Source organism: Pseudomonas sp. gcc21 (assembly GCF_012844345.1).
Classification (GTDB): Bacteria; Pseudomonadota; Gammaproteobacteria; order Pseudomonadales; family Pseudomonadaceae; genus Halopseudomonas.
Map to the genome: position 1 here is coordinate 886,731 of NZ_CP051625.1, position 21,244 is coordinate 907,974.

Sequence of the window (21,244 nt, forward strand, 5' to 3'; positions counted from 1 at the left end):
TTCAGGACGAGGTTGTTGTTTCATCATGGCCAAATCCGAACCGACCAAACAGCGCGGCTGGCTCAACAAGTCAGAGATGGCCGCAAGCCTGGGGATTTCCGTTCAGGCCTTCGACAAATGGCGGGTTGAGCCAGTAGCGCGCATCGGCCGCGAAGCGTTTTTCACCGCACATGCTGTCGTGGAAAACCGGCTGAGCCTGCAGAGCGAGAAGCACCAACCGACAGATCCGGAAGGCGACCTTGACCCCATGGCTGAGGCCAAGCTGGTGCAGGAGCGATTGCGCCTCACCTCTGCACAGGCCAAAGGCCAGGAATTGAAGAACGAAGTTTCCGAGCGCAAGTCGGTGCCGACCGGGTTTGCGACCTTCGTGTTGTCCCGCGTGGCAGCGGAGATCAGTTCGATTCTCGACACGCTGCCGCTCACTTTGAAGCGTCGCCACCCAGACCTTGAGGTCAGACACATCGAATCGGTCCAGCGCGAGCTGGCCAAGGCACGAAACCGGGCGGCGACCCTTGATGAACGCCTGCCCGGACTAATGGATGAATATCTCGAGTCAACAGATCACTGAGCTTGCCGGAGCAATTCGGACCGGGCTGACGCCGTTGTCGCGTCCAGTCCCGATGACGCCGGTGGAGTGGGCCGACGAGAACTTCTACCTGTCGAGCGAATCGAGCTACCAGGAAGGGCGGTGGGAGACCCTGCCGTTCCAGGTTGCCATTCTCAATTCGATGGGCAATGACGAGATCCGCACGGTCAACGTCATCAAGTCCGCCCGGGTTGGCTACTCCAAGATGCTGCTGGCAGCGTCCGCGTACCAGATCGAGCACAAGCGCCGGAACATCCTGCTGCTGTTGCCGACTGATGGCGCTGCGCAGGGCTTCATGAAGGCCCACGTTGAAACGATGATTCGCGACGTGCCGAGCATCTTTGCCCTGGCTCCATGGCACGGCAAGAAGCACCGCGACAACACGCTGGACACCAAGCGATTCAGTCACTCCAAGCAGCTCTGGTGCCTGGGTGGCGCGGCCGCGAAGAACTACCGCGAAAAGTCCGTTGACACGATTATTTATGACGAGCTGGCAGCGTTCGAGCCAGACGTAGAGAAAGAGGGCAGCCCGACCTTCCTGGGTGACAAGCGGATTGAAGGCTCGACCTTCCCCAAGTCCATTCGGGGCAGTACGCCCAAGATCAAAGGCACCTGCCAGATTGAGGCAGCCGCCAGCGAGTCGCCGCACTACTTCCGGTTGCACGTGCCGTGCCCGCACTGCCGGCAAGAGCAATACCTGAAGTGGGGCGGCAAGGATTGCGCCTACGGCATCAAGTGGGATCCCGAGCGGCCACAGAACGCCTGGTACGTGTGCGAGCACACCGGCTGCGTCATTCAGCAGCACGAAGTGCAGGACCAGCACGCCGCTGGCCGCTGGATCTGCGACAAGACCGGTATCTGGACGCGCGACGGGATCGATTACTTCGACACCGACGACCAGCCGATACCGACGCCCGACAGCATCACCTGGCACATCTGGACCGCCTACAGCCCGTTCACCACCTGGGGCCGTATCGTTCTCGATTTCTACAAAGCCAAGGGCGACATCAGCAAGCTCAAGACCTTCACCAACACCACGCTGGGCGAGACCTGGGAAGAAGACCAGGGCGAGAAGGTCGAGTGGGAGCAGCTGTATGGTCGGCGCGAGAACTATCCGCAAGTGCCACTGCTGGCGGTAGCGCTTATGGGCGGCATCGATACGCAGGATGACCGCTACGAAGCCCGCGTCTGGGCATTCGGTCAGGGTGAGGAATGCTGGCTGGTGGATCGCTGGATTCTCAACGGCGACCCGGCAAGCGACGAGCTGCGCCGCAAGGTAGGGCTCAAGCTGCACCAGCTCTACACCCGCGCCGACGGCATCCAGATGAAGGTTGAACGCTGGTGCTGGGACTCAGGCGGTCACTACACCGACGAGGTCTACGCCGAAAGCCGCAAGCATGGCGTGCAATGGGTCGTCCCGATCAAGGGCGCCAACGTGTACGGCAAGCCCATTGCGAACTTCCCGCGCACCCGCACCAAGGGCAGCCGCGTGTACCTCACCGAGGTGGGCACCGACAACGCCAAGGAACTGATCTTCAACCGGCTCAAGCAGCAACCGGATATAGCGCTGCAGGCTGTGCCGCAACCGGGCGTCATTCACCTGCCAGCCAATAACGAGATCTGCGACGAGGACGAGCTCAAACAGCTCACCGCCGAAACCAAGCGCCTGAAGATCGAGAAGGGCCAGCGGGTATATCGGTGGGACGCAGGCGGGCGGCGCAACGAAGCATTGGACTGTTTCGTGTACGCATTGGCAGCGCTGCGTATCAGTCAGCAACGCTTCGGGTTGGACCTTGATGCACTCGCACTGAGTGCCGCTAGGCCCGTTGAAGCCGAAGTGATCAGCAAAACCCCAACCCAAACAACACAGCAGCCAGCAGCAAGTGGCTGGCTGAAACTCGACAGTGGAAGCTCATGGCTATGACCCAAGCGCAGCAGATGCTCAACAAATACATCGAGGCCGAAATGGCTGTGCTGGAAGGGCGCAGCGTCACCTTCGGCGGTCGGACATTGACCATGGCTGACCTAAACCAGATCCGCGATGGCCAGCAAGAGTGGGAGCGCCGCGTTGCATCCGAGACTGCAGCCACCAAAGGCGGGCGGTTCGGTTACTCCCTGGCGACGTTCGAATGAAGAACCTAATCGATAGAATCATAGAGCCCTTCGCCCCTGGCGCGGTTGTCGCCCGGCTGGGTGCCCGCGAGGCGATCCGCGCCTACGAGGCAGCCCGTCCCAGCCGCACCCATAAAGCCAAGGGCGAGCCGCACAGTGCAGACCTTGCCATCCAGTTGGCCGGCAAATCCTTGCGTGAGCAGGCCCGCTGGCTGGACGAGAACCACGACCTGGTCACTGGTCTGTTCGACCGGCTCGAAGAGCGGGTGGTGGGCGGTTCCGGCATCGGCGTTGAACCACTGCCGCTGGATATCGCCGGCGATGTACATCTGGAGTTCGCCGCGCAGATAAAAGCAGCCTGGTCGGAATGGTCGCTGCGCCCTGAAGCCTCCGGCGAACTGAGCCGCCCGCAAATGGAGCGGCTGGTCTGCCGCACCTGGTTGCGCGACGGTGAAGCCCTGGCACAGAAGCTGCGGGGCCGCATAGCCAACTACACGCACCTGACCAGCATCCCTTTTGCGCTGGAATTGCTTGAGCCAGATTACCTGCCGTTCGATTACAGCGAGATTTCGAAAGGGATTCTGCAGGGGGTCGAGCGCGACGCATGGCGGCGGGTGAGGGCGTATCACCTGTACAAGCAACACCCCGGCGACATGCAGGGCTACTGGATGGACTCGACCACGACCAAGCGGGTCGAGTCGGACCGCGTCATTCACATTGCCCACCGCAAACGCATCGGCCAGAACCGCGGCGTTCCGCTACTGCATGCGGTGCTGATCCGCTTGGCCGAGATCAAGGATTACGAGGAATCGGAGCGGGTAGCCGCCCGCATCAGCGCCGCCCTGGCTATGTACATCAAGAAGGGCAACCCGGACGCCTACACGCCCGGCACGCAAGCAACGGACCGCACATTCCCGATCGGCCCCGGCATGGTGATCGACACCCTGTTGCCGGGCGAAGACATCGGCATGATCGAAAGCAACCGGCCCAACCCCTTCCTTGAAGGCTTCCGCAACGGACAGCTCCGCGCCGTCGCAGCCGGTACCCGCGGCGCGTATTCGACCATCGCCCGCAGCTACGACGGCACCTACAGCGCGCAGCGCCAGGAGCTGGTCGAGGCGCATCTGGGTTACGACCTGCTGCAGCATGAATTTATCGACTATTGGTGCCGCCCGGTCTACCGCGAATGGCTGTCCATTGCCATCGCATCCAGACAGATCCAGGTGCCCGCCGACGTGGACCCGCGCACCATCTTTGGCGCTGTCTACCAGGGCCCGGTCATGCCATGGATCGATCCGAAGAAAGAGGCGGACGCCTGGGAGATTCTGGTGAAAGCAGGCTTCGCTGATGAAGCCGAAGTCGCCCGCGCACGCGGCCGCAACCCGCAGGAGCTCAAGCGCTCACGCGTGGCTGAGATCAAGACCAACCGGGCCGAGGATCTGGTGTTCAGTTCCGACGCCTACCACGCCGCACGCAAGGAAGGCATGAGCCCCGTGGAAGCGGTGCAAAAGGTCTATCTCGGCGTCGGCAAGATGATCACACCGGAAGAGGCCCGCGCCCTGGTCAACCAGGCCGGCGGCAATCTGGCGGTACCGGGTCCGGAATTTTCCACAGAAGGAGGCGCCAATGCGCAAACTGAAGAGTGAGACGCTGCTGGCGCCAATGGCCGCGCTGACTGCAACCAACAAACCGCAGCAGAGCTGGTACAGCCTCAAGGCCATCGCCAAAGGGCAAGCCGAAGTGCTGCTGTATGACGAGATCGGTATGTGGGGTATCACCGCGCAGCAGTTCGCCCGGGACCTCAAGGCTCTGGGTGACCTGTCACTGATCAGCCTGCGCATCCACTCACCCGGCGGCGACGTGTTCGAAGGCACCGCCATTTACAACCTGCTGAAGAATCACCCGGCCAAGGTTGAAGCGCACATCGACGGCCTGGCCGCTTCGATGGCCTCCGTTATTGCCATGGCTGCCGACACCATCTACATGCCCGAAAACGCCATGATGATGGTGCACAAGCCCTGGGGCATTCAGGGCGGCGATGCGGACGATATGCGCCGCTACGCCGAGCTGCTGGATAAAGTCGAAAGCACGCTGATTTCTGCCTACGTCACCAAAACAGGAAAACCCGAAGAAGACATCAAGGCCTTGCTCAAGAGCGAGACCTGGATGACTGGCCGTGAGGCCGTCGAGGCCGGCTTTGCCGACCAAATCACCGAGCCGCTGCAAGCGGCTGCACAACTGTCCTCAAAACGCATGCAGGAGTTTGACCACATGCCCGAAGCTCTAAAAGCCCTGATGCAGCCCCGCGCGCAAGGTAACACTACGCCACCGGCTGCCACCCCAACCCCTGCTGCGCCTGTTGCGCCCGCTACCCAGACGCCGGCCGCTGCCGCATCTGAGGCGGACATCAAGGCACGCCTGCAGGCACAGGAAACCACCCGCCGCGAAGGCATCACCGCCGCGTTCGGCGGGTTCGGCACCAGCCATGCAGAATTGCTCAACGCCTGCCTGCTCGACATGAACGTCACCGCAGATCAAGCCAAGGACAAGCTGCTGGCCAAGCTGGGCGAGAACACCACGCCCTCCGAAGCGTCGACCAACCCGAACGTGATCATTCACGCGGGCAACGGCAACATCATCGGCGACTCGGTACGCAACGCGATCGAAGCACGCGCCATGATGGCCACCCTGGAGTCGGGCAACCAGTTCTCCGGCATGAGCCTTGGCGAGCTCGCACGCGCTTCGCTGAGCCACCGCGGAATCGGCATCGCCGGTATGGATCGCCTTGGCGTGGTAGGCCTGGCATTCACTCACTCCAGCTCGGATTTCGGCAATTTGCTGGCAGACGTGGCGCATAAAGCCATGCTGAAAGGCTTCCTGGAATCGGCAGAGACTTTCACAGAGTGGACTGCCAAGGGCACGCTGACCGACTTCCGCGCCTCCAAGCGCGTGGATCTGTCCACCTTCCCGAGCCTCGACGTAGTGCCGGAGGGTGCTGAATACAAGTACGGCACTGTGGGCGATACTGGCGAGCAGATCATGCTGGCCACCTACGGCAAGCTGTTCAGCATCACTCGTCAGGCGGTCATCAATGACGACCTGTCTGCACTGACGCGGATTCCGCAACTGATGGGCCGCGCGGCCATCCGCACCGTGGGCGATCTGGTCTATGCAGTCCTGACCGGCAACCCACAGATGGCCGACGGCAAAACGCTGTTCCATGCTGACCACAAGAACCAGCTGGCGGCTGCTGCGCTGTCTATCGCCAACATTGGCGCGGGCATGCAGAAGATGCGCACCCAGAAGGACGGCAAGGCGACTCTGGACATCCGTCCCAAGTACTTGCTGACTCCAGTGGCGCTGGAGCCGACCGCCATTGCGCTACTGGCTGCCGAGTTTGACCCGGCCCTGGCTGATGCCAAGGTGCCGAACCCGGTGCGCAGCAAGCTGCAGGTTATCTCTGACCCACGTCTGGATGACCACAGCCCGACCACCAGCTACATGACGGCGGACCAGTCCATGTACGACACCATCGAGGTGGCGTATCTGGACGGTAACGACAAGCCGTACCTGGAGCAGACGCAGGGCTTCACCGTCGACGGCGCAGCGTTCAAGGTGCGCATCGATGCCGGCGTGGCACCGTTGAGCCACCGCACCATGCTCAAGATGCCCGGCGCGTAATAGCCGCTTGACCTGATCAAACCCCGCTCCGGCGGGGTTTTCTGTTTATGCCAATCGAGGAATTCCCCACATGGCCAAGAATTACAAGCAGGACGGCAGCGTCCTAACCATGACCGCACCCGCTGGCGGCGTAATGTCTGGCGGCATCTATGCCATCGGCGCGCTGGTAGTCGTTGCCGTTGCAACCGCAGCCGCTGGCGAATCCTTCGCCGCTCATACTGGTGGTGTCTGGTCCGTCTCAGCCGCAACCGGCCTCACAGCCGGCGCTGCTGTAGGCTTGCTGGAAGGTGAAGTAGTCGCAGCGTCAACCGAAGGCGCAATCGCCTGCGGCAAGCTGGTTACCGCCGAAGCCAACGGCACCGCTGATCTGTTGCTGAGCAACTGATGCGCCCCCGCTTCGGTCGCGCCCTAGAGCGCCTGCACCGCGTCGGCAGCACACAGCTGGCCGATTCGGCTGGCACTTACGTTGACCGAAACGGGACCGTTCTGGCTGAGCAGCTGGCGCTGATGGTGGACCGGGACGTAGAGCGGATCGATATGGCCAGCGGCATGGTAGACCGTGCCGTGACCATCACCGTTCTGCGCAGCCTGGTGCAGCCATTGGACCGCAAGGGCGGCTTTATCGTGGATGGGGCAACACTGCACATCGACGGCATCGCCGCTGACGATGGCCACATGATCACCTTCTACGTCGTGCCATAGGTGCCCTGACATGCCCACCGACATGCAACACCAGATCATCACCGACATTCTCGACCGCCTTGCAGCCGTGCCAGACTTTGGCGCGCTGGTGGAAGAGGACAACGTGATGCGCATCATCGATGCCGATGATACCTCGCTGCCTGATCGCTTCATTATTGTGCAGCCGGGCATTACCGAAGAGATCGAGCGGGCAGGGCAAGGGAGTGTTCGCGAGCGTCTGACGCTCAACATCACGCCCATCACCCGTACCCGGCATGCCGGCACGGCATTGCGTGGCGCGCGGCTGGCGATCAAGTGCGCGCTGGCAGGCGTCAGTGCCGGCATCCGGATCAGCGGTGTACAGACCGCAGCCTTTCAGCCGGAAACCCCCATGCTGGCCGGCCCCGGTCAGCGCTGGTCCGCGCACGTCATGCCCCTGCAGATCACCTACATCCAACCCCTTAAATAACCGGAGGCAGTCATGCCTAAACACAACGTAACCCAGGCGTTCAACTACGCCGCGGGCGGCACCACTGTGCACTACAAAAAGGGCGTGCAAGACCTGTCACCGGGTGCCGTCACTTTTGCCCAGGCCCACGGCTTTATCGCCAAGCCCAAGGCCGACAAACCCGCTGCCGAGCCTGCGCCGGCTGAAGCTAAAAGCAAGTAAAGGAGCTGCCACCCATGGCACAGATCGACCGTTCGTTTGTCGGTGAGGGCACCATCTACGCCCGCACCTATCAATCCCAGGCTGCACTGCTGGATATCGGCAACTGCGACACCTTCAGCGTTTCGTACGCCACCAACCGCACCACATTGCCGAACTACCGGGGCGGTGGCGGTAACCGCAACGTGCGCGAAAGCGTGACCGATGTCACCGCGACTATCGGCATGTATGACCTCACACCCACCAACCTGGCCCGCGTCGTGCGCGGTACCATTCAGGTTACCGAAGCAGCCGCCATCACTGACGAGCCGCTGGTGTGTGAAGGCATCGCCGGCGAGCTGATCCCCTTCGCCACGCTGCCCGATACTGACGAGACCGTCACCATCAATGCAGTGGGTGATCCTGTCGTGCCATTGGTTGCCGGCGTGGACTATCAGCTGGTGCCCCACGGCATCATCGTCAAGGATGCCAGCAAGTTCACTCCTGCAGGCGTAACGGCCAGCTACACCCCGTTGCCCGCCAGCGTGGTGCAGATGCTCACAGCCGGACAGGTAGAGCTGGAAATCTACGTAGCCGGCCTCAACGACGCGCAAAGCGGGGAGCCCTTCAGCGTCCGCGCCCGCCGCGCCAAGTTCGGCCTGATCTCCGAGCTGCCGGTATTCGGTACCGAGTACCTGCGCCTCGAAGCACCCGTCGAACTGCTGGCCGATGACCTGGTCACTGACCCGGGCATCAGTAAGTTCTGCGCCATGGAGCTTGTGCACAAAGGCAGTTAATCTGGCGCTGTGCCAGTAGGCAGGTTATGGTTCCCTTGCATGGACAGGAGGGAGCCATGATTCCACTACTTCGAAAGCTGAGCATTTCCCTGGCCACCGTATGCATCGGTCTGGCCTCGCAAGCTGCAGCAGCGCAAGACGCAGGCTGTATTAACTACAGCAGCTCTGACATTCGTACCTTTCAGATCAAACAGATCATCAAGGTGGGAATGAAAGCAGCGGACGTCCAGCGAGTGTGGGGCGAGCCCACAAAGATCCGTCAGCGCTACCCAGGTGGCGATGAATGGGAATACTGGAATCCAGCAGGAGACCAGGTAGTGACGTTTGGTCAGCACGGGTGTGTGACTGGCTGGTATATAGCAAGGGAATGATGAAGATGCTTCGAATTGCGGCGGTCGCTTTAGTGTTTTTCAGCAGCGGTGTTACGTCTCAGACAGTGTTTCGTTGCGAAGGACCAAACGGGCAAACCATATTTAGTCAGCAGGCGTGTCCTGACGGATCTGTTGGCGGCAAGTTATCTGTCAGGAATGATCCTCCAAGCGGAGGAAGCGATTATGTACCGTGGGCCGATACGACCCGCTCGTCTGAGCAGGCGAAGCATCAGCTAAAAGATCGGGCTGCGGTTACGGTTGTCGGTGGAGGAAACGGCTGCAGCGCCGTAAGCGATCAGACAGTTAGAACAGCGATCGTTAAGAAACAGATTTTCCCAGGCATGACAACCGATCAGGCAATCCGGTCGTGGGGCAAGCCTGTGAAAATCAATCGCAGTTCACATGGGGCAGACCAGTGGGTTTATCCTGGCCATCAATATCTATACGTTGAAGATGGCTGTGTAACCTCCTGGAATTAGCATTCATGTGATTCAACCAACCTCGCTCCGGCGGGGTTTTTTATTGCCTGGAGTTCTTCGAATGTCCATTAAAGACCGCCTGATTCAGTTTGTTCTACGCGGCAAGGACGAGCTGTCGCCCGAGGCGAAGAAGGCGGCAGAGGCCCTGCAAAAGGTCAGCGCCGAAGGCAAGGAGCTGACTGCAGCGTTGGACAACGCCAAAGGTGCGCAGGGGCTTGCGCTAGGGCTGAAGAACACCAGCGCCGCTGCCGAGCGGGCACAGACCACCCTTGACCGCACCGAAAAGCGCATCACCTCGTTGCAGGATGAGCTGGAAAAGAACCCTGCCAGCAAAGGCCTGACCGTATCGCTGCGCAGCGCAGAACGTGAAGCCGCAAAAGCTGCGCGTGAGCTGGACCGCCTGACCGCTCAGACCAAGGAGATGGAAGCGGCTGCGCAGGCCGCAGGCATAGACACCCGCAACCTGTCCGAAGAAGAGAAGCGCCTGGCCGCCGAAGTCGACAGGGCCAAGACCGCCGTAACCGGCAACACCAAGCAGCTCCGCGAACTGGAACGCCAGCAGCGTGCGGCTGGCCGCGCCGCTGCCGAGCACAAGACCCGCGTTGACTCCGCCAAGGAGGCGATGAATTCAGCCGGCAAGCGCGTGCTGGGTTTCGCTGCTGCCTATGTATCGCTGAACGCTGCCATGCGCCTGGTGCAGGGCGGGCTGAACCTGGTGCGTGACGGCATCCGCTCGATGCTTGAAACCGGCAGCGACTTCGAGCAGATGCAGTTGCGCATCACCGGCCTGATGGGCTCGGTCGCAGAGGGCGAGAAGGCCACGGCATGGATCAGTGACTTCGCCAAGCAGACCGGCCAGCTGATCCCGGATGTAACCGAAGCCTTCGCCTTGCTCAAGGCGTACGGCCTCGACCCCATGGACGGCAGCCTGCAAGCCATTACGGATAAATCCGTACAGCTTGGCGGCGGCATGGAGCGCCTGCAGGGCATTACCGGCGCGCTCGGTCAGATGTGGGCCAAGGAAAAGATTCAGCAGGAAGAGGTGCTGCAGCTCACCGAACGCGGTGTGGTCGTCTGGCCGTTGCTGGAAAAGGCCATGGGCAAAACCACCGCTCAGCTGCAGGACATGGCAGCCAAGGGCTTGCTGGGCCGCGATGCCGTCAAGCTGCTGATTGACGAGATCGGCCGCACGGCTGATGGCGCAGCCGCTGCGGGGCTGGAAACGCTCACCGGCAAAATGAACCTGCTGCGCAACAGCGCCGCTGAATTCCTTGACCGCATTGCTGATTCCGGCGCCATGGATGAGGTCAAGGAGCGTATGACCGGTCTTGCCGATCAGATCGATCGCATGGATCAGGACGGCACGCTGGACAACCTGGCACAGGCGCTGAGCAATGCGTTTGTGCAGGGCATTGAGAAAGTCGAAGAGTTTGCCAAGGAACTGGGGGCGGTCGATTTCAAACAGCTGTCAGACGACAGTGCAGCCTGGCTGAATCAGTTCGGCACCAAGATCGACGAAACCCGCACCAGGGTGCAATTGTTCGTCGCCCCGTTCCGCACCCTGTTCAACGGCCTGACGGCTGGGATATCGGGCATCGGCGCTGCCTTCACCGGCACCATGGGGCTGATGCTTGGCGCAGTCGAAGCCGTCTCCGCCAAGATCCCGGACTTGCTTGGCGGCGAGAAGATTCACGCGAGCGTGAAGAGCGCCCGCGAAGCGTTGAACGGTATGCGCGATGGGTTCGTAGCGCAGATCGAGCAAGATGGCCAGGACATCCGCAACGCCTGGGATATCACAGCCGATCACCAGAAGAAGACCAGCAAAGCTGGCGCCGACGCCGCGAAGGATGCGGAACAGGAAAAACTGGCCGCAGCAGAAGCGACCGCCGCCAAGGTTGAAGAGCTCAACGCACGCTTCGCCAAAAGCGCAGTAGACGCTGCCGCTACCGGCAAGGCCGCGATTGTCGACATGGCTAACGCCATGAAGCTGATCGATGCCGCGGAAACGGTCGACCAGCTCGACGGCCTGAAAGATGCCCTGCACAAAGCCTACCGCGACGGCACCATCAGTCAGGAGGAATACAACACTGGCTTGATCCTAACCAACGACCGCATCAAGAAGCTTGGCACTTCATCGACCGCCGCCAACGTCGGTATCAATGAACTGGTTAAAAGCCTTGAAAGCTTCGCTGATGTGCAGAATGCGATTGGTACCGCGCAGACAGATGTTGATATCACCAAGCTGAGCTCTGCCATCCGCAAGATGTACGGCGACGGCAAGCTGACCGCCGATGAATACAAGCAGGCCCTGGCGGAGCTGGAAAAGCAGAAGGCCGAAGTCAAGAAGGCGACCGACGAGCATGGCAAGTCCGAGCGTTCACTGGCTGGCCAGATCGACTACGTCACCAAGGCGCTGAACGAAAAGAAGGCCGCCGAGCAACAGGCGGCGAGCGAGGCCAGCGCGGCTGCCGCCGAACGCGCACAGGAAATGAACGCCTGGGGCGGCTACGTCGATTCAGTCATGACCGCAGCCCGCGAACCGCTGGCCGCGCTCAGCAAGCAAGCGCTGGCCGCGTTCGACTCGATGAACGATATCAGCAATGCGGATATGACCATCGACACCAGCGGCGTCGAGGCCACCCGCGAATCACTCAAGCATCTGGACGAAGCCATGGGCGAGACCCAGCGCGAGCTGGCCAACGTCATGCGCGGGCCGTGGGCCAAGTGGGCATCGGAGAACATCAGCCAGAGCCAGCAGATCCGCAAGGAATACCTGAAACAGAAACTGTCCCTGCAGGAGCTGATGGAGCGCTACGAAAGCGGCGCAACCAGCCTTGCTGGCTTCCGCACTCAGGCAATGTCGTTGAAAGGCAGTCTCGACCTGCTCGACCAGTCCGACCTGGGACAGCTTGATAGCGCCATCGCCAGCGCCGAACAGCGCATGAAGTCCTTGGGCGACAGTACGCGCAGCACCGTGGACAGTTTGCGCGATGAACTGGACAAGCTGCGCGGCAATGAAGAAGCGATCGAGCGCCGCCGCATGGCCAGCCGCCGGCGTGACCTGCAGGCCCAACTGGCCGAAGCCCGCGCCGCTGGGGACGGTAGCGCAGCATCCAATATCAACGAAGCCTTGGTCCTGCTCAGATCCGTTGAATCGGAAACCGCGCGCGTACGGGAGCAGGAAGCCAGACAGAACCGACGCGAACCCACACAGGCCACAGCGCCCGGCACCACAGCACCCACACCGGCACCCGCCACCATCATCCGCCTGGAGACAGCGCGGGGCAGTGCGGTCGATGTGAGCGTGCCGCCCGGGCAGGAAGACCAGCTGCTGAGCATTCTTGAACAATCCGGACTGAGGACCATTTGATGTACATCACCCTGGACGATGTGCAGCTGGACGATCAACTGCAGTGGGTCAACGAGTTCGACCATGACGCGGTGGCGCAGACACAGGAGCGCTCCATCACCGGGGCGCTGCTGGTGCAGCACGGCGTGAAGCTGCACGGCAGAGAGATTGAGCTGCGCAGCAATGGCGGCGTCTGGACGCCCCTGTCAGTGGTTCGCCAGCTGGAGGCCATGCGCGACGAGCCGGGACGGATCATGCAGCTGACCCTGGCAGACGGCAGGCAGTTTCACGTGATCTTCAATCGCAGCAACGGCGCACCGCTGACAGCTGAGCCCCTGTTCCGCGAAGCGTACCCAACGCCCGACAGCGATTACCTGATCAATCTGCGACTGCTCACCGTGGCCCCGCCGCCCGAGCCCGAGCCCGACCCAGAACCCTGAGCCCCGCCACCGAGCGGGGTTTTTAATGCCGGAGAGATTGCATGACGATTAACGTCGAAGACGTAAAGCTGCTCAAATCCCAGCGCCTGACCGACGAGGAAGACGGTGGCGGCCGCGCCACCGGTGACGCGGTAACCGATGGCGAAGTGAACAACCTGTTTCCCGATATCAGCCGCCTTGACCGCACCCTGGGTCGTATCAGCCTGCGCAAGACCTTCGCCGGCGTGATGACTGATAACGCCGATCCTTATTTGGGCGTGCATTCGATCATCACCAAGGGCCCGGCTGACCCCCGCGTGTCGGTGCTGCTGTTCAACACGGGCAGCCAGACTGACGAGCGGGTGGATGCGCGGTCGGTGATCGAGGGCTATGTGGTGCCCAGCACCATTGCGCAGTTCGAGTTGCTGGGCGATCAATACGCGGGGCAGCGAACAATCACGGGGATCCAGAGACTTGAAGCGCGCCTGCCTGAAATTGGGGAGGTGTACCAGCTTGTGCATGGCTTAGTGAATCAGTATGTCCGCATCGGGTCGGTGGAAGGCAGTGAAGAGGAGTTCATCATTGATTACGGCGGCGGCAACTTCATTACTATCACCCGCCGCCGGCTGACTCTCGGCATCACTAGCCCGCTGACCACCCTCTATCCGGGCGGGCAGGTCACACCGGCCGGGACCTCGGAGAAGAACCTGTCTGGCGAGGACAAATCCAAGGTTCGAGCCACCGAAGTTGCCGACTCCGCGCGCTATTACGGCATCAGCCAATTGGCGCAGCCGGCGCTTTCGGGTGATATGACGGTCGTAGTGGATTCTGTGTACTCACAGCTAGTGCCCAGCGCCACGCGTGAAAGCGCGCTAACCAACCAGAGCGGCGGCGCCCGCGCCCGATATCTAGTACCCAGCACGCCTGATAGTCGTTCCCTGACGCTGAGCTTCACCCAGGTCACGTCTGGCCAAAGCCGGGCGTTTCTTACCACCGGAGCGTTTCAGTTATCGGTGGAGCTGAGCATCAGCGGCGGCATCTATGCTGACGACGGCAAAGGTGAGCTGACGCACCGCAGCGGTAGCAACAGCTTCAGCCGCATCACCGTTGATTATGAGTCTGGCGAGATCAACGCCTTCCGCAGTTCGACCTTTACCGGCAGCGCATCCGTAAACTATCGGCCGGCGACAGCCATCAGCGGCCAGGCCATCACTGGCGAGATCGATATCACACTGGGCAGCCGCGGCTTTGCCTACACGCTGAACCTGGCAAACGCCAAACCACGCCCCGGCACGCTGTCGGTCAGCTTCATGGCGCTGGGCAAATGGTACGAGCTACGCGACCAGGGGAACGGCGAACTGACAGGCGAGGGCAGTGGCACCGTGGACTTTGCCAGCGGCTCGGTCAGCGTCAGCTTGAACGCCTTGCCGGATGTCGGTACCAGCCTGATTTACAGCTACATCGGCCAGCTGGATAACAACCTGCAAACCCATGTGGGCAGCGGTAGCGCACCGGAAATACGCGTTGAGCATCGCTTGCCGCACGACGGCATCCAGCCCGGAAGCCTTGCGACTACCGTCACCATGGGCGGCTCGGCCAAGCCATTGACGGATAACGGCGACGGAACACTGACCGGCGAGCCCGGTACCGGCCGAATCGTATATGCAACAGGTGAAGTCAGCCTGCTGCTAACTGCAACCCCGGACGCCGGCAGCACGGTCCAGTTTGCTTATGAACGCGCCGGGCATGACATCGACACACCCATGACCGCCAGCCCGGACACCGGCGGCATCGTCAGCGGCACCATCGCCGGCGCGCCCCTGGAGCCCGGCAGCGTGAACATCCGCTGGCAGTGCCAGCGCACGGCGCTTGTTCCCTCTGCAGTGGGCACCAGTGGCGGTACTTATACCGGCACGGTCACCGTCGAGCATGAAGCCAATGACGACGGCGCCGGCAACTGGCAGGGCTACACCGGCAGTATCAACTACAGCACCGGCGCATTCAGCCTGAAGGTCGAGCAGCTGTACGACTACGCCGAATACGACGTCAAATACGATCTGATCGAGGTTTAACATGGCCATAGTGGCAGGCAAGCAATACCGTTCAGTCCCGCGCACGGTCACGACGCCGGTTCAGCGACAGGAGATGTTCGGCGGCACGCTCATGGTCCGCGCGCAATCCGCCGGCGCGACCTACGAACCGCAAACCGACAGCGTCGCCGCGCCCCAGCTGCAGATCGATCTGCTGCCGGGCGTAGCAAACCCGATCGTGCCTGGTAGCCTGATATTCCAGTGGGGCGGCGAGACCTACATTGACCGCTCCGGCGTACTGTTCCGCGCGATCAGTACCGCGACCAACGCCGGTACCGCCGTGGGTGCGATTGACTACAGTACCGGCGTTGCCACGTTGCAAAGCTACCCTGCAGCGCAGGGCGGTGCGGTCAACCGTCTGGCGTGCCTGACAGAGGCGGGCGGATTCAGCACCACAGAGGTGGTCTTCCGCACACCCGGTGCGCCGCTGCGCCCGGCCAGCTTGCAGCTGACCGTAGTGCGCGCCGACAACAGCGCCATCGTTACCGGTACCGCTGACCTAAACGGCAACGTCACCGGCGGCGGCATCATCCACGGCACGGTGGATATCCAGAGCGGTATCGTCCGCCTGCGCTTCACCACCGACCCGGAAGACATAACCGGCGCGGCATCCGTCCCGGTGATCGCCGTGCTGGTGACCTATAACGCCGTGGTGCAAACCAGCCTGCCGATGTCCGCCGATTTGCTGGGCCTGGACCCGGTGCGCCTGCCAGCTGACGGCCGCGTGCCCATCTACCGTGACGGTGACGTGCTAGTGATCCACCACACCACCGAAACCCAAGTGGTACCCGCAGCAGGGCAGACAGTACAGCTTGAGCGGGAATATCAGGCCGCTATCGAAGTGGTCGACGCCAACGGCATCGCCATGCGCCCGGACCAATACACGACAGATCGCGAGCTCGGCACGCTCACCTGGGCAGATCCGGTACTGAGCGAAGACGCCGAAGGCAACCCGCTCACGCCACCGCTGACCATCCGCGATCGGGTAGAACACATGACCGTCTGCACTGAAGTGCAGATCAGCGGCGCCATCAGCTTCGGCTCGCCACTGCCCTGGGACTTGCCCGCCAACGAAACCTTCGTCAGCAGCGCTGTGACCTGGGGCGATCTGCAAGCGCGGGTGTATCGCTGGTTCACGCAATCCACCTGGAACCAGGGTTCCCCCAACTGGGGCGACACCCCGCTGGGCAACAGCACCACCGCGCAATACAACCAGCTGAACTACCCGCTGGAAATCACCAACATGGGCGCGATCGCCGGCAAATGGGCAATCATCTTTACCAGCGCAAGCAGCTTTAACGTTGTAGAAGAAAAGCTCGGCGTGATCACCACCGGCAACATCAGCACCGACTGCTCACCCATCAACCCCGCCACCAGCGTGCCGTACTTCGTTATTCGGGCTGCAGGCTGGGGCACCGGCTGGGCTTCGGGCAACGCCGTGCGGTTCAACACCGATGCATGTTTGGGGCCACAGTGGATAGTACGCACCGTCGTCAGCGGCCAGGGCTCGGTGGATGACGACCAGTTCAAGATACAGATTCGCGGGGATGCAGACTGATGGCTGAAACAGACCTGTGGTTCGGCACGCTAACAGCGACCGTTCGCGTAGAAGATCTCCCGGCATCGCGTCGGGTGGTGGCCATTGAGCTCCCGGCTGATGGGGAGTGGCGGGTGTGTGGTGCAGGTGCAAGCAACGCCGAGGGTGTCGCCACGCTACCCATCACCGGCCTGCCAACCAGCCGCATCTATGCAGTGGCCATAGACGATTGGGGTCGTCCTTTTGCACCAGGCATGGCGGTAGCCTACGGCGACCTCATCCGGCCAACTCAATTTGTAGGTTGGATGTACCAGGTTACCCAACCGGGAGCGCTGCCCGCTGCCGAACCCGACTGGTGGAACGCCCGTGCCGGGATTCCGCAGCCGGTGGGCACGGCGATGCTGCAGGCGATCAGGCACTACCAGCCGATAGCGCATGGGCCGGTAAGTGATATTGAGTGGGAGGAGAAGGAGTTTGATCCGCATTGGGATAACGTGGTGGCGTTGTTGCATTTTGACGAGGGTTTGAGCGACGAGAAGGGGCTAGCGTGGAGCTTTGATGGTGCTGCAAGTATAACAAGCGCCGGCCCAATCTACGGCAGTGGCAGCTTGTTATGCGATGGGCCGGATGACGGATGTAGCACCATTAATCCCATAAACGATCCCCTTGCACCGTTTACTATTGAAACAACAGTGATGTTTACGTCCCTTCCCGGGCCAGCCCGAGAGAGAAGCGCCTTATGGGGGCAGCCCTCCGATGGTTCCTACGGTGAATACGGGCTCAGTCTGCTAAATGGAACTAATATATGGCTTGATCTTCGTGGAGGACATAGTTCCCATCCGTCAGCTCAGTCTGACGATCTTCTTTTTGAACTCTTTACGAGATACCACCTAGCGCACACTTTTGATGGGGCTCACCATAGAGTATTCATTAATGGGTTAATGGTTATTGAGGTGGAGTTTTCGACTGGATGGAAAAACACATCCCAGCCTTTTTCCATTGGCATGATGTACATGCCTTCATACAGATCTAGCAGGTGGGGCGCTTCCGCTAAGTTCGATGAATTCCGTATCACTAAAGGCATCGCTCGCTATACCGAAGACTTCACACCACAAACCGTACCATTCCCCAACGTAGGCCCGCCTCTCTAACCCAAGGAAGTCCCCATGACCTACCAGCCTGGATCAGCCGACCTCCAGTTCGGTGGTGATGCCTACACGCCCCCATCCCCGCTGGCCTTCGACTCCGGCGGCACCCCGGCCAATATCCCAGCCCCACCGCCAGGGTTGATCATTGGCGTTAGCTCTGCCTGGTCGAAGACGCAGCAGCTGCAAGCCAAGGCCGCGCTGGCACTCTGGGGCGATGCACCGGCAAAGCAGGGCGCTACCGCATCGGCCTGGGGAGAAACGGTTGTCAGGGATCGCGGTAACCGCTTCGACTGGAGCGGCGTACCGGTCAAGGATACTCATCTGCAGCAGGGCTGGGAGCAGGCATCACCGGCTGACGGCGCAACCAGCAGCCAGTGGAACAACCTGACGCCGAAGGATTCAGGCACGGCGCAAGGTTGGGACGCAAGTATTCGCTCGACTGACTGGAAAGTCAGCATTGCTTACGACCCAGCCCCACCATTCAAAGACAGCACCGTTGGCACGCGCTATCGGCGCAGCAACGAGCACGGCAGGCGCGTACCGCGTGGCGATGACGCGCCCCTGCACCACCCAGGCGGGGCAGTCGCCTTTACATTCCGGGGCGGGCTTTATACACCGCTCACTGACGCTGCCGTGTTCTTCCACTTCTACGTACCGCCAGCCACACCCGGGCGCATCGGGCCGATCGATGCGTCCGGCTTTGTCCGCTGGGGTACATCGCGCCGGCTGGACCTGCGTTTGCGCTTGCCCTGGGGCAAGGCGCAAGTGTTGGACGGCAAGATAACCGGCATCACCTACCCGGACTATGACGGCCCGGTGGTTATACCTGTTCCGGATCCTGACGAGCCGGACATACTGGAGACCTACATGATCGCCAACAGTGTATCGCTGGCAGTGCTGCCCGACCGCACACCGCTCGATGCCACCGGTATCCGCATCAACCTGGACATTGACAGCTTCGCCTGGACGCTGAGCGCGCAACTGTTCGGCCGCACATCGCTGGCACAGGTGCGCCCGGATGCCAACGGCCCCAAGGAAATCGAAGCCACCATCAACGGCCACACCTGGCTGTTTATGGTCGAGCGCTATTCAGGCACCGGCAAGCTGGCAGACGAGCGTTACAGCATCACAGGCGTCAGTCGGTCTCAGCTGCTGGCCGAGCCTTACGCGCCCAAGCGCAGCCAGGTAAACACCGCGCCTATCAACGCGGAACAAGCCGCCGTGCTCGAACTCGAGTACACCGGTTTCACCCTCAACTGGGACACCTGGACCTTCGGCCCACCGGACTGGACCATGCCACCCGGTGCGTTCAGCTATCAGGACAAAACCGCCATGCAGGTGATAGCCACCCTAGCCGAAACCGTAGGCGGCGTCGTATCCCCAGCGCTGGCTACTGACGAGCTCACCATCCTGCCGCGCTACCGCGAACCAGTTTGGCAGTGGAGCAGCGCCATCATGGACCGCATCATCCCCGCCGCCATGGTCAGTGAGTGGGGCAGCGAATGGCAGCCACAGCCGGAATGGAACAGCTGCTACGTCAGCGGCACCACCCACGGCGTAGCCATGAAAGTGCGCCGCGCAGGCACAGCAGGCGAGCTGGAAGCGCCTGACGTGTACGCCGACTGGCTCACCGGCACCGACGCCGCCCGCCATCGCGGCATCGCGGAGATGTGCAAAGGCGGCAATCAGGAGATCGTCACCCTGAACATACCGCTGTTTCATGCCGAAACAGCACCGGGCCTGGTGCAGCCGGCCATGCTCTGCGAAGTGCGCGACATCGACGAAACATGGCGCGGCCTGTGCCTGGCAACTGAAATCACAGCCGACGGCGTAGGAGCCAGCCGCGTCAAACAATCACTCAAACTCGAACGGCATCACAGAGAGAGCGCATGAGCACAGTCAACCCGTGGAAACGCTTCATCGGCCTGCTGCCCGGCGGCGTCCGCACCGTCGGCACAGTCACCAGCATCAACAGCAACAACGGCACCAGCAACGTACAGCTGCGCAACGGCACCAGCGTGGCAGTGCAGGGAGTGAGCGTAGCGGTGGGGCTGATGGCATTCGTGGTGGACGGCAGGGTTGCGGGGCCCGCGCCGGCTTTGGATCAGTATGAGGTGGAGGTGTAACTGTGTCATATTGCGCCCTACGACAAAGGAGCCATTATGGGTTGCCACTTCAGGGAGCAGAAATGAGCATGTTTCGTAAGTTTCGCGGTGCTTTATGGTTAGCCAGCACGCTGGGGTTAGAGAAAGGCGTTCACATAACCCGCTATTCGATGTATCGGCGCCTCGGATTTGTAGGCGAGGGTTTGCCAGTACGCGAGGGTAAGGTGCTCAGCATCAGTCACTCAAAGTCTTTAATTGATGTGCTTGGGCTCGACCCGTCTGAAGTCTTTGAAGCTAACTACCCAGAGCACAATATGTTGAGCCTGGACTTTGATGATAATACCTTTGATATTGTGTTGTCTGATCAAGTCTTAGAACATATTGAAGGCAATCCCCAGCAAGCCATAGATGAGTGCTTTAGGGTTCTTAAGCCTGGAGGCATTGCAATCCATACCACATGTTTCATCAATCCTGTCCACGGACATCCGGGAGATTTTTGGCGATTCACCCCCGAGGCGCTGGTGTTACTGCATAAAGGATGGGCGGAAATCCTTGAGTCCGGCGGATGGGGTAATTTCGACGTTTGGGGCGTGGTTCGGAATCACCTCCGTTTTGCAGGCATTCCTCACGCAAAGTGGCACCCGCTTCATAAAACCGCTACTCGGAACGATCCTCTATGGCCAGTGGTAACGTGGGTGATTGCTCGCAAGCAAAAAATGGACTTCTGACTATTTAATTCAAAATATATACCCGCCCGGCGGGTTCTATGGGTAATCGGTTTAAGTGCTTGAGGGTTGGTAGTCAACCGCTGGGTCTGTCTGCGTGCGAGAAGCATATGATTCTGTGAATGGGATGTGATTTGCCCGGACGGGCGGATGCGGGCAGACCACTGTAGGAAAATACAGTGTCTAAGTTATTGATTGTTATAGGGAGGTGTGCCGCTTTTCTGGGGCCTGAAAATAGAGCGGTTTCCTTTCAGCATCAAAGGGTTAACCCGGCTAGGCAGGCACCTTGACATGGTGGGGGTCAGCGGTTCGAATCCGCTCGTGCCTACCAAACAAGCCCGAACTGCACGGGTAGAAAGAGGCGATCCGACAGGGTCGCCTTTTTTTTCGTCTGCTTTTTGTGATGTTTTTGGAATCCTTGCCTGGTATGGCAGTCTGCTGTTATCGAGACGGCGCCAGCCTTCCGAGGTGTGCGCTCCCGATCTCCAGATCAACGCTCATGCGTTTCCCTGAGCCAG

Annotated in this window: 20 protein-coding genes and 1 tRNA gene; all 21 read left to right on the forward strand. The window is 60.9% G+C overall.

Annotation, left to right across the window (positions count from 1 at the left end; genetic code table 11):
* The first annotated feature begins 25 nt into the window (after window positions 1-25).
* The 21 genes from HG264_RS04280 to HG264_RS04380 all read left to right on the forward strand — a co-directional run bounded on the left by HG264_RS04280 (window position 26) and on the right by HG264_RS04380 (window position 21,057).
* Window positions 26-568: a terminase small subunit gene (locus tag HG264_RS04280; RefSeq protein WP_169406501.1), complete on the forward strand. Its 543-nt coding sequence runs from the start codon at window positions 26-28 to the stop codon at window positions 566-568.
* Complete coding sequence (locus HG264_RS04285) at window positions 540-2,510, forward strand: phage terminase large subunit family protein (protein ID WP_169406502.1); 1,971 nt, start codon at window positions 540-542, stop codon at window positions 2,508-2,510. The genes HG264_RS04280 and HG264_RS04285 overlap by 29 nt, the downstream gene beginning before the upstream one ends.
* On the forward strand, window positions 2,501-2,719 hold the full coding sequence (locus tag HG264_RS04290; RefSeq protein ID WP_169406503.1) for a primosomal replication protein PriB/PriC domain protein: 219 nt from the start codon (window positions 2,501-2,503) through the stop codon (window positions 2,717-2,719). Before HG264_RS04285 ends, HG264_RS04290 begins: the two co-directional genes overlap by 10 nt.
* Window positions 2,716-4,344 carry a phage portal protein gene (locus HG264_RS04295; RefSeq protein ID WP_169406504.1) on the forward strand — a complete coding sequence of 543 codons (1,629 nt, stop codon included), beginning with the start codon at window positions 2,716-2,718 and terminating at the stop codon, window positions 4,342-4,344. Before HG264_RS04290 ends, HG264_RS04295 begins: the two co-directional genes overlap by 4 nt.
* Window positions 4,325-6,379 carry a ClpP-like prohead protease/major capsid protein fusion protein gene (locus HG264_RS04300; RefSeq protein WP_218573041.1) on the forward strand — a complete coding sequence of 685 codons (2,055 nt, stop codon included), beginning with the start codon at window positions 4,325-4,327 and terminating at the stop codon, window positions 6,377-6,379. Before HG264_RS04295 ends, HG264_RS04300 begins: the two co-directional genes overlap by 20 nt.
* Window positions 6,380-6,449: 70 nt before the next feature.
* A complete protein-coding gene (locus HG264_RS04305; RefSeq protein ID WP_169406505.1) occupies window positions 6,450-6,764 on the forward strand; it encodes a capsid cement protein in 315 nt (104 codons plus the stop codon).
* Window positions 6,764-7,081 (forward strand): hypothetical protein, encoded by a 318-nt coding sequence (locus HG264_RS04310; RefSeq protein ID WP_256663769.1) that lies wholly within the window; start codon window positions 6,764-6,766, stop codon window positions 7,079-7,081. Before HG264_RS04305 ends, HG264_RS04310 begins: the two co-directional genes overlap by 1 nt.
* A gap of 10 nt (window positions 7,082-7,091) precedes the next feature.
* Complete coding sequence (locus HG264_RS04315) at window positions 7,092-7,529, forward strand: hypothetical protein (protein WP_169406506.1); 438 nt, start codon at window positions 7,092-7,094, stop codon at window positions 7,527-7,529.
* Between the two features lie 12 nt (window positions 7,530-7,541).
* The gene (locus HG264_RS04320; RefSeq protein WP_169406507.1) at window positions 7,542-7,730 is read left to right on the forward strand and encodes a glycogen branching protein; all 189 of its coding nucleotides are present in this window, start codon (window positions 7,542-7,544) and stop codon (window positions 7,728-7,730) included.
* Window positions 7,731-7,744: 14 nt separating this feature from the next.
* On the forward strand, window positions 7,745-8,503 hold the full coding sequence (locus tag HG264_RS04325) for a hypothetical protein (protein WP_169406508.1): 759 nt from the start codon (window positions 7,745-7,747) through the stop codon (window positions 8,501-8,503).
* 56 nt (window positions 8,504-8,559) lie between these two features.
* Window positions 8,560-8,874: a hypothetical protein gene (locus tag HG264_RS04330; RefSeq protein ID WP_169406509.1), complete on the forward strand. Its 315-nt coding sequence runs from the start codon at window positions 8,560-8,562 to the stop codon at window positions 8,872-8,874.
* Window positions 8,875-8,879: 5 nt separating this feature from the next.
* Window positions 8,880-9,353 carry a DUF4124 domain-containing protein gene (locus HG264_RS18790; RefSeq protein ID WP_169406510.1) on the forward strand — a complete coding sequence of 158 codons (474 nt, stop codon included), beginning with the start codon at window positions 8,880-8,882 and terminating at the stop codon, window positions 9,351-9,353.
* A gap of 61 nt (window positions 9,354-9,414) precedes the next feature.
* Entirely contained in the window at window positions 9,415-12,723 is a 3,309-nt protein-coding gene (locus HG264_RS04340) for a tape measure protein (RefSeq protein WP_169406511.1), read from the forward strand.
* Window positions 12,723-13,142, forward strand: a complete 420-nt coding sequence (locus HG264_RS04345; protein WP_256663770.1) for a hypothetical protein — start codon at window positions 12,723-12,725, stop codon at window positions 13,140-13,142. The genes HG264_RS04340 and HG264_RS04345 overlap by 1 nt, the downstream gene beginning before the upstream one ends.
* Before the next feature lie 41 nt (window positions 13,143-13,183).
* A complete protein-coding gene (locus HG264_RS04350) occupies window positions 13,184-15,193 on the forward strand; it encodes a hypothetical protein (protein WP_169406512.1) in 2,010 nt (669 codons plus the stop codon).
* 1 nt (window position 15,194) lies between these two features.
* The gene (locus tag HG264_RS04355) at window positions 15,195-16,769 is read left to right on the forward strand and encodes a hypothetical protein (RefSeq protein ID WP_169406513.1); all 1,575 of its coding nucleotides are present in this window, start codon (window positions 15,195-15,197) and stop codon (window positions 16,767-16,769) included.
* Window positions 16,769-17,899: a LamG-like jellyroll fold domain-containing protein gene (locus tag HG264_RS04360; protein WP_169406514.1), complete on the forward strand. Its 1,131-nt coding sequence runs from the start codon at window positions 16,769-16,771 to the stop codon at window positions 17,897-17,899. The genes HG264_RS04355 and HG264_RS04360 overlap by 1 nt, the downstream gene beginning before the upstream one ends.
* Window positions 17,900-17,914: 15 nt before the next feature.
* Window positions 17,915-19,789, forward strand: a complete 1,875-nt coding sequence (locus HG264_RS04365; protein ID WP_256663771.1) for a hypothetical protein — start codon at window positions 17,915-17,917, stop codon at window positions 19,787-19,789.
* On the forward strand, window positions 19,786-20,022 hold the full coding sequence (locus HG264_RS04370; protein ID WP_169406515.1) for a hypothetical protein: 237 nt from the start codon (window positions 19,786-19,788) through the stop codon (window positions 20,020-20,022). Before HG264_RS04365 ends, HG264_RS04370 begins: the two co-directional genes overlap by 4 nt.
* Window positions 20,023-20,084: 62 nt before the next feature.
* Complete coding sequence (locus HG264_RS04375) at window positions 20,085-20,729, forward strand: class I SAM-dependent methyltransferase (RefSeq protein WP_169406516.1); 645 nt, start codon at window positions 20,085-20,087, stop codon at window positions 20,727-20,729.
* A gap of 257 nt (window positions 20,730-20,986) precedes the next feature.
* Window positions 20,987-21,057 (forward strand) — tRNA-Ser (locus tag HG264_RS04380).
* Window positions 21,058-21,244 lie beyond the last annotated feature (187 nt).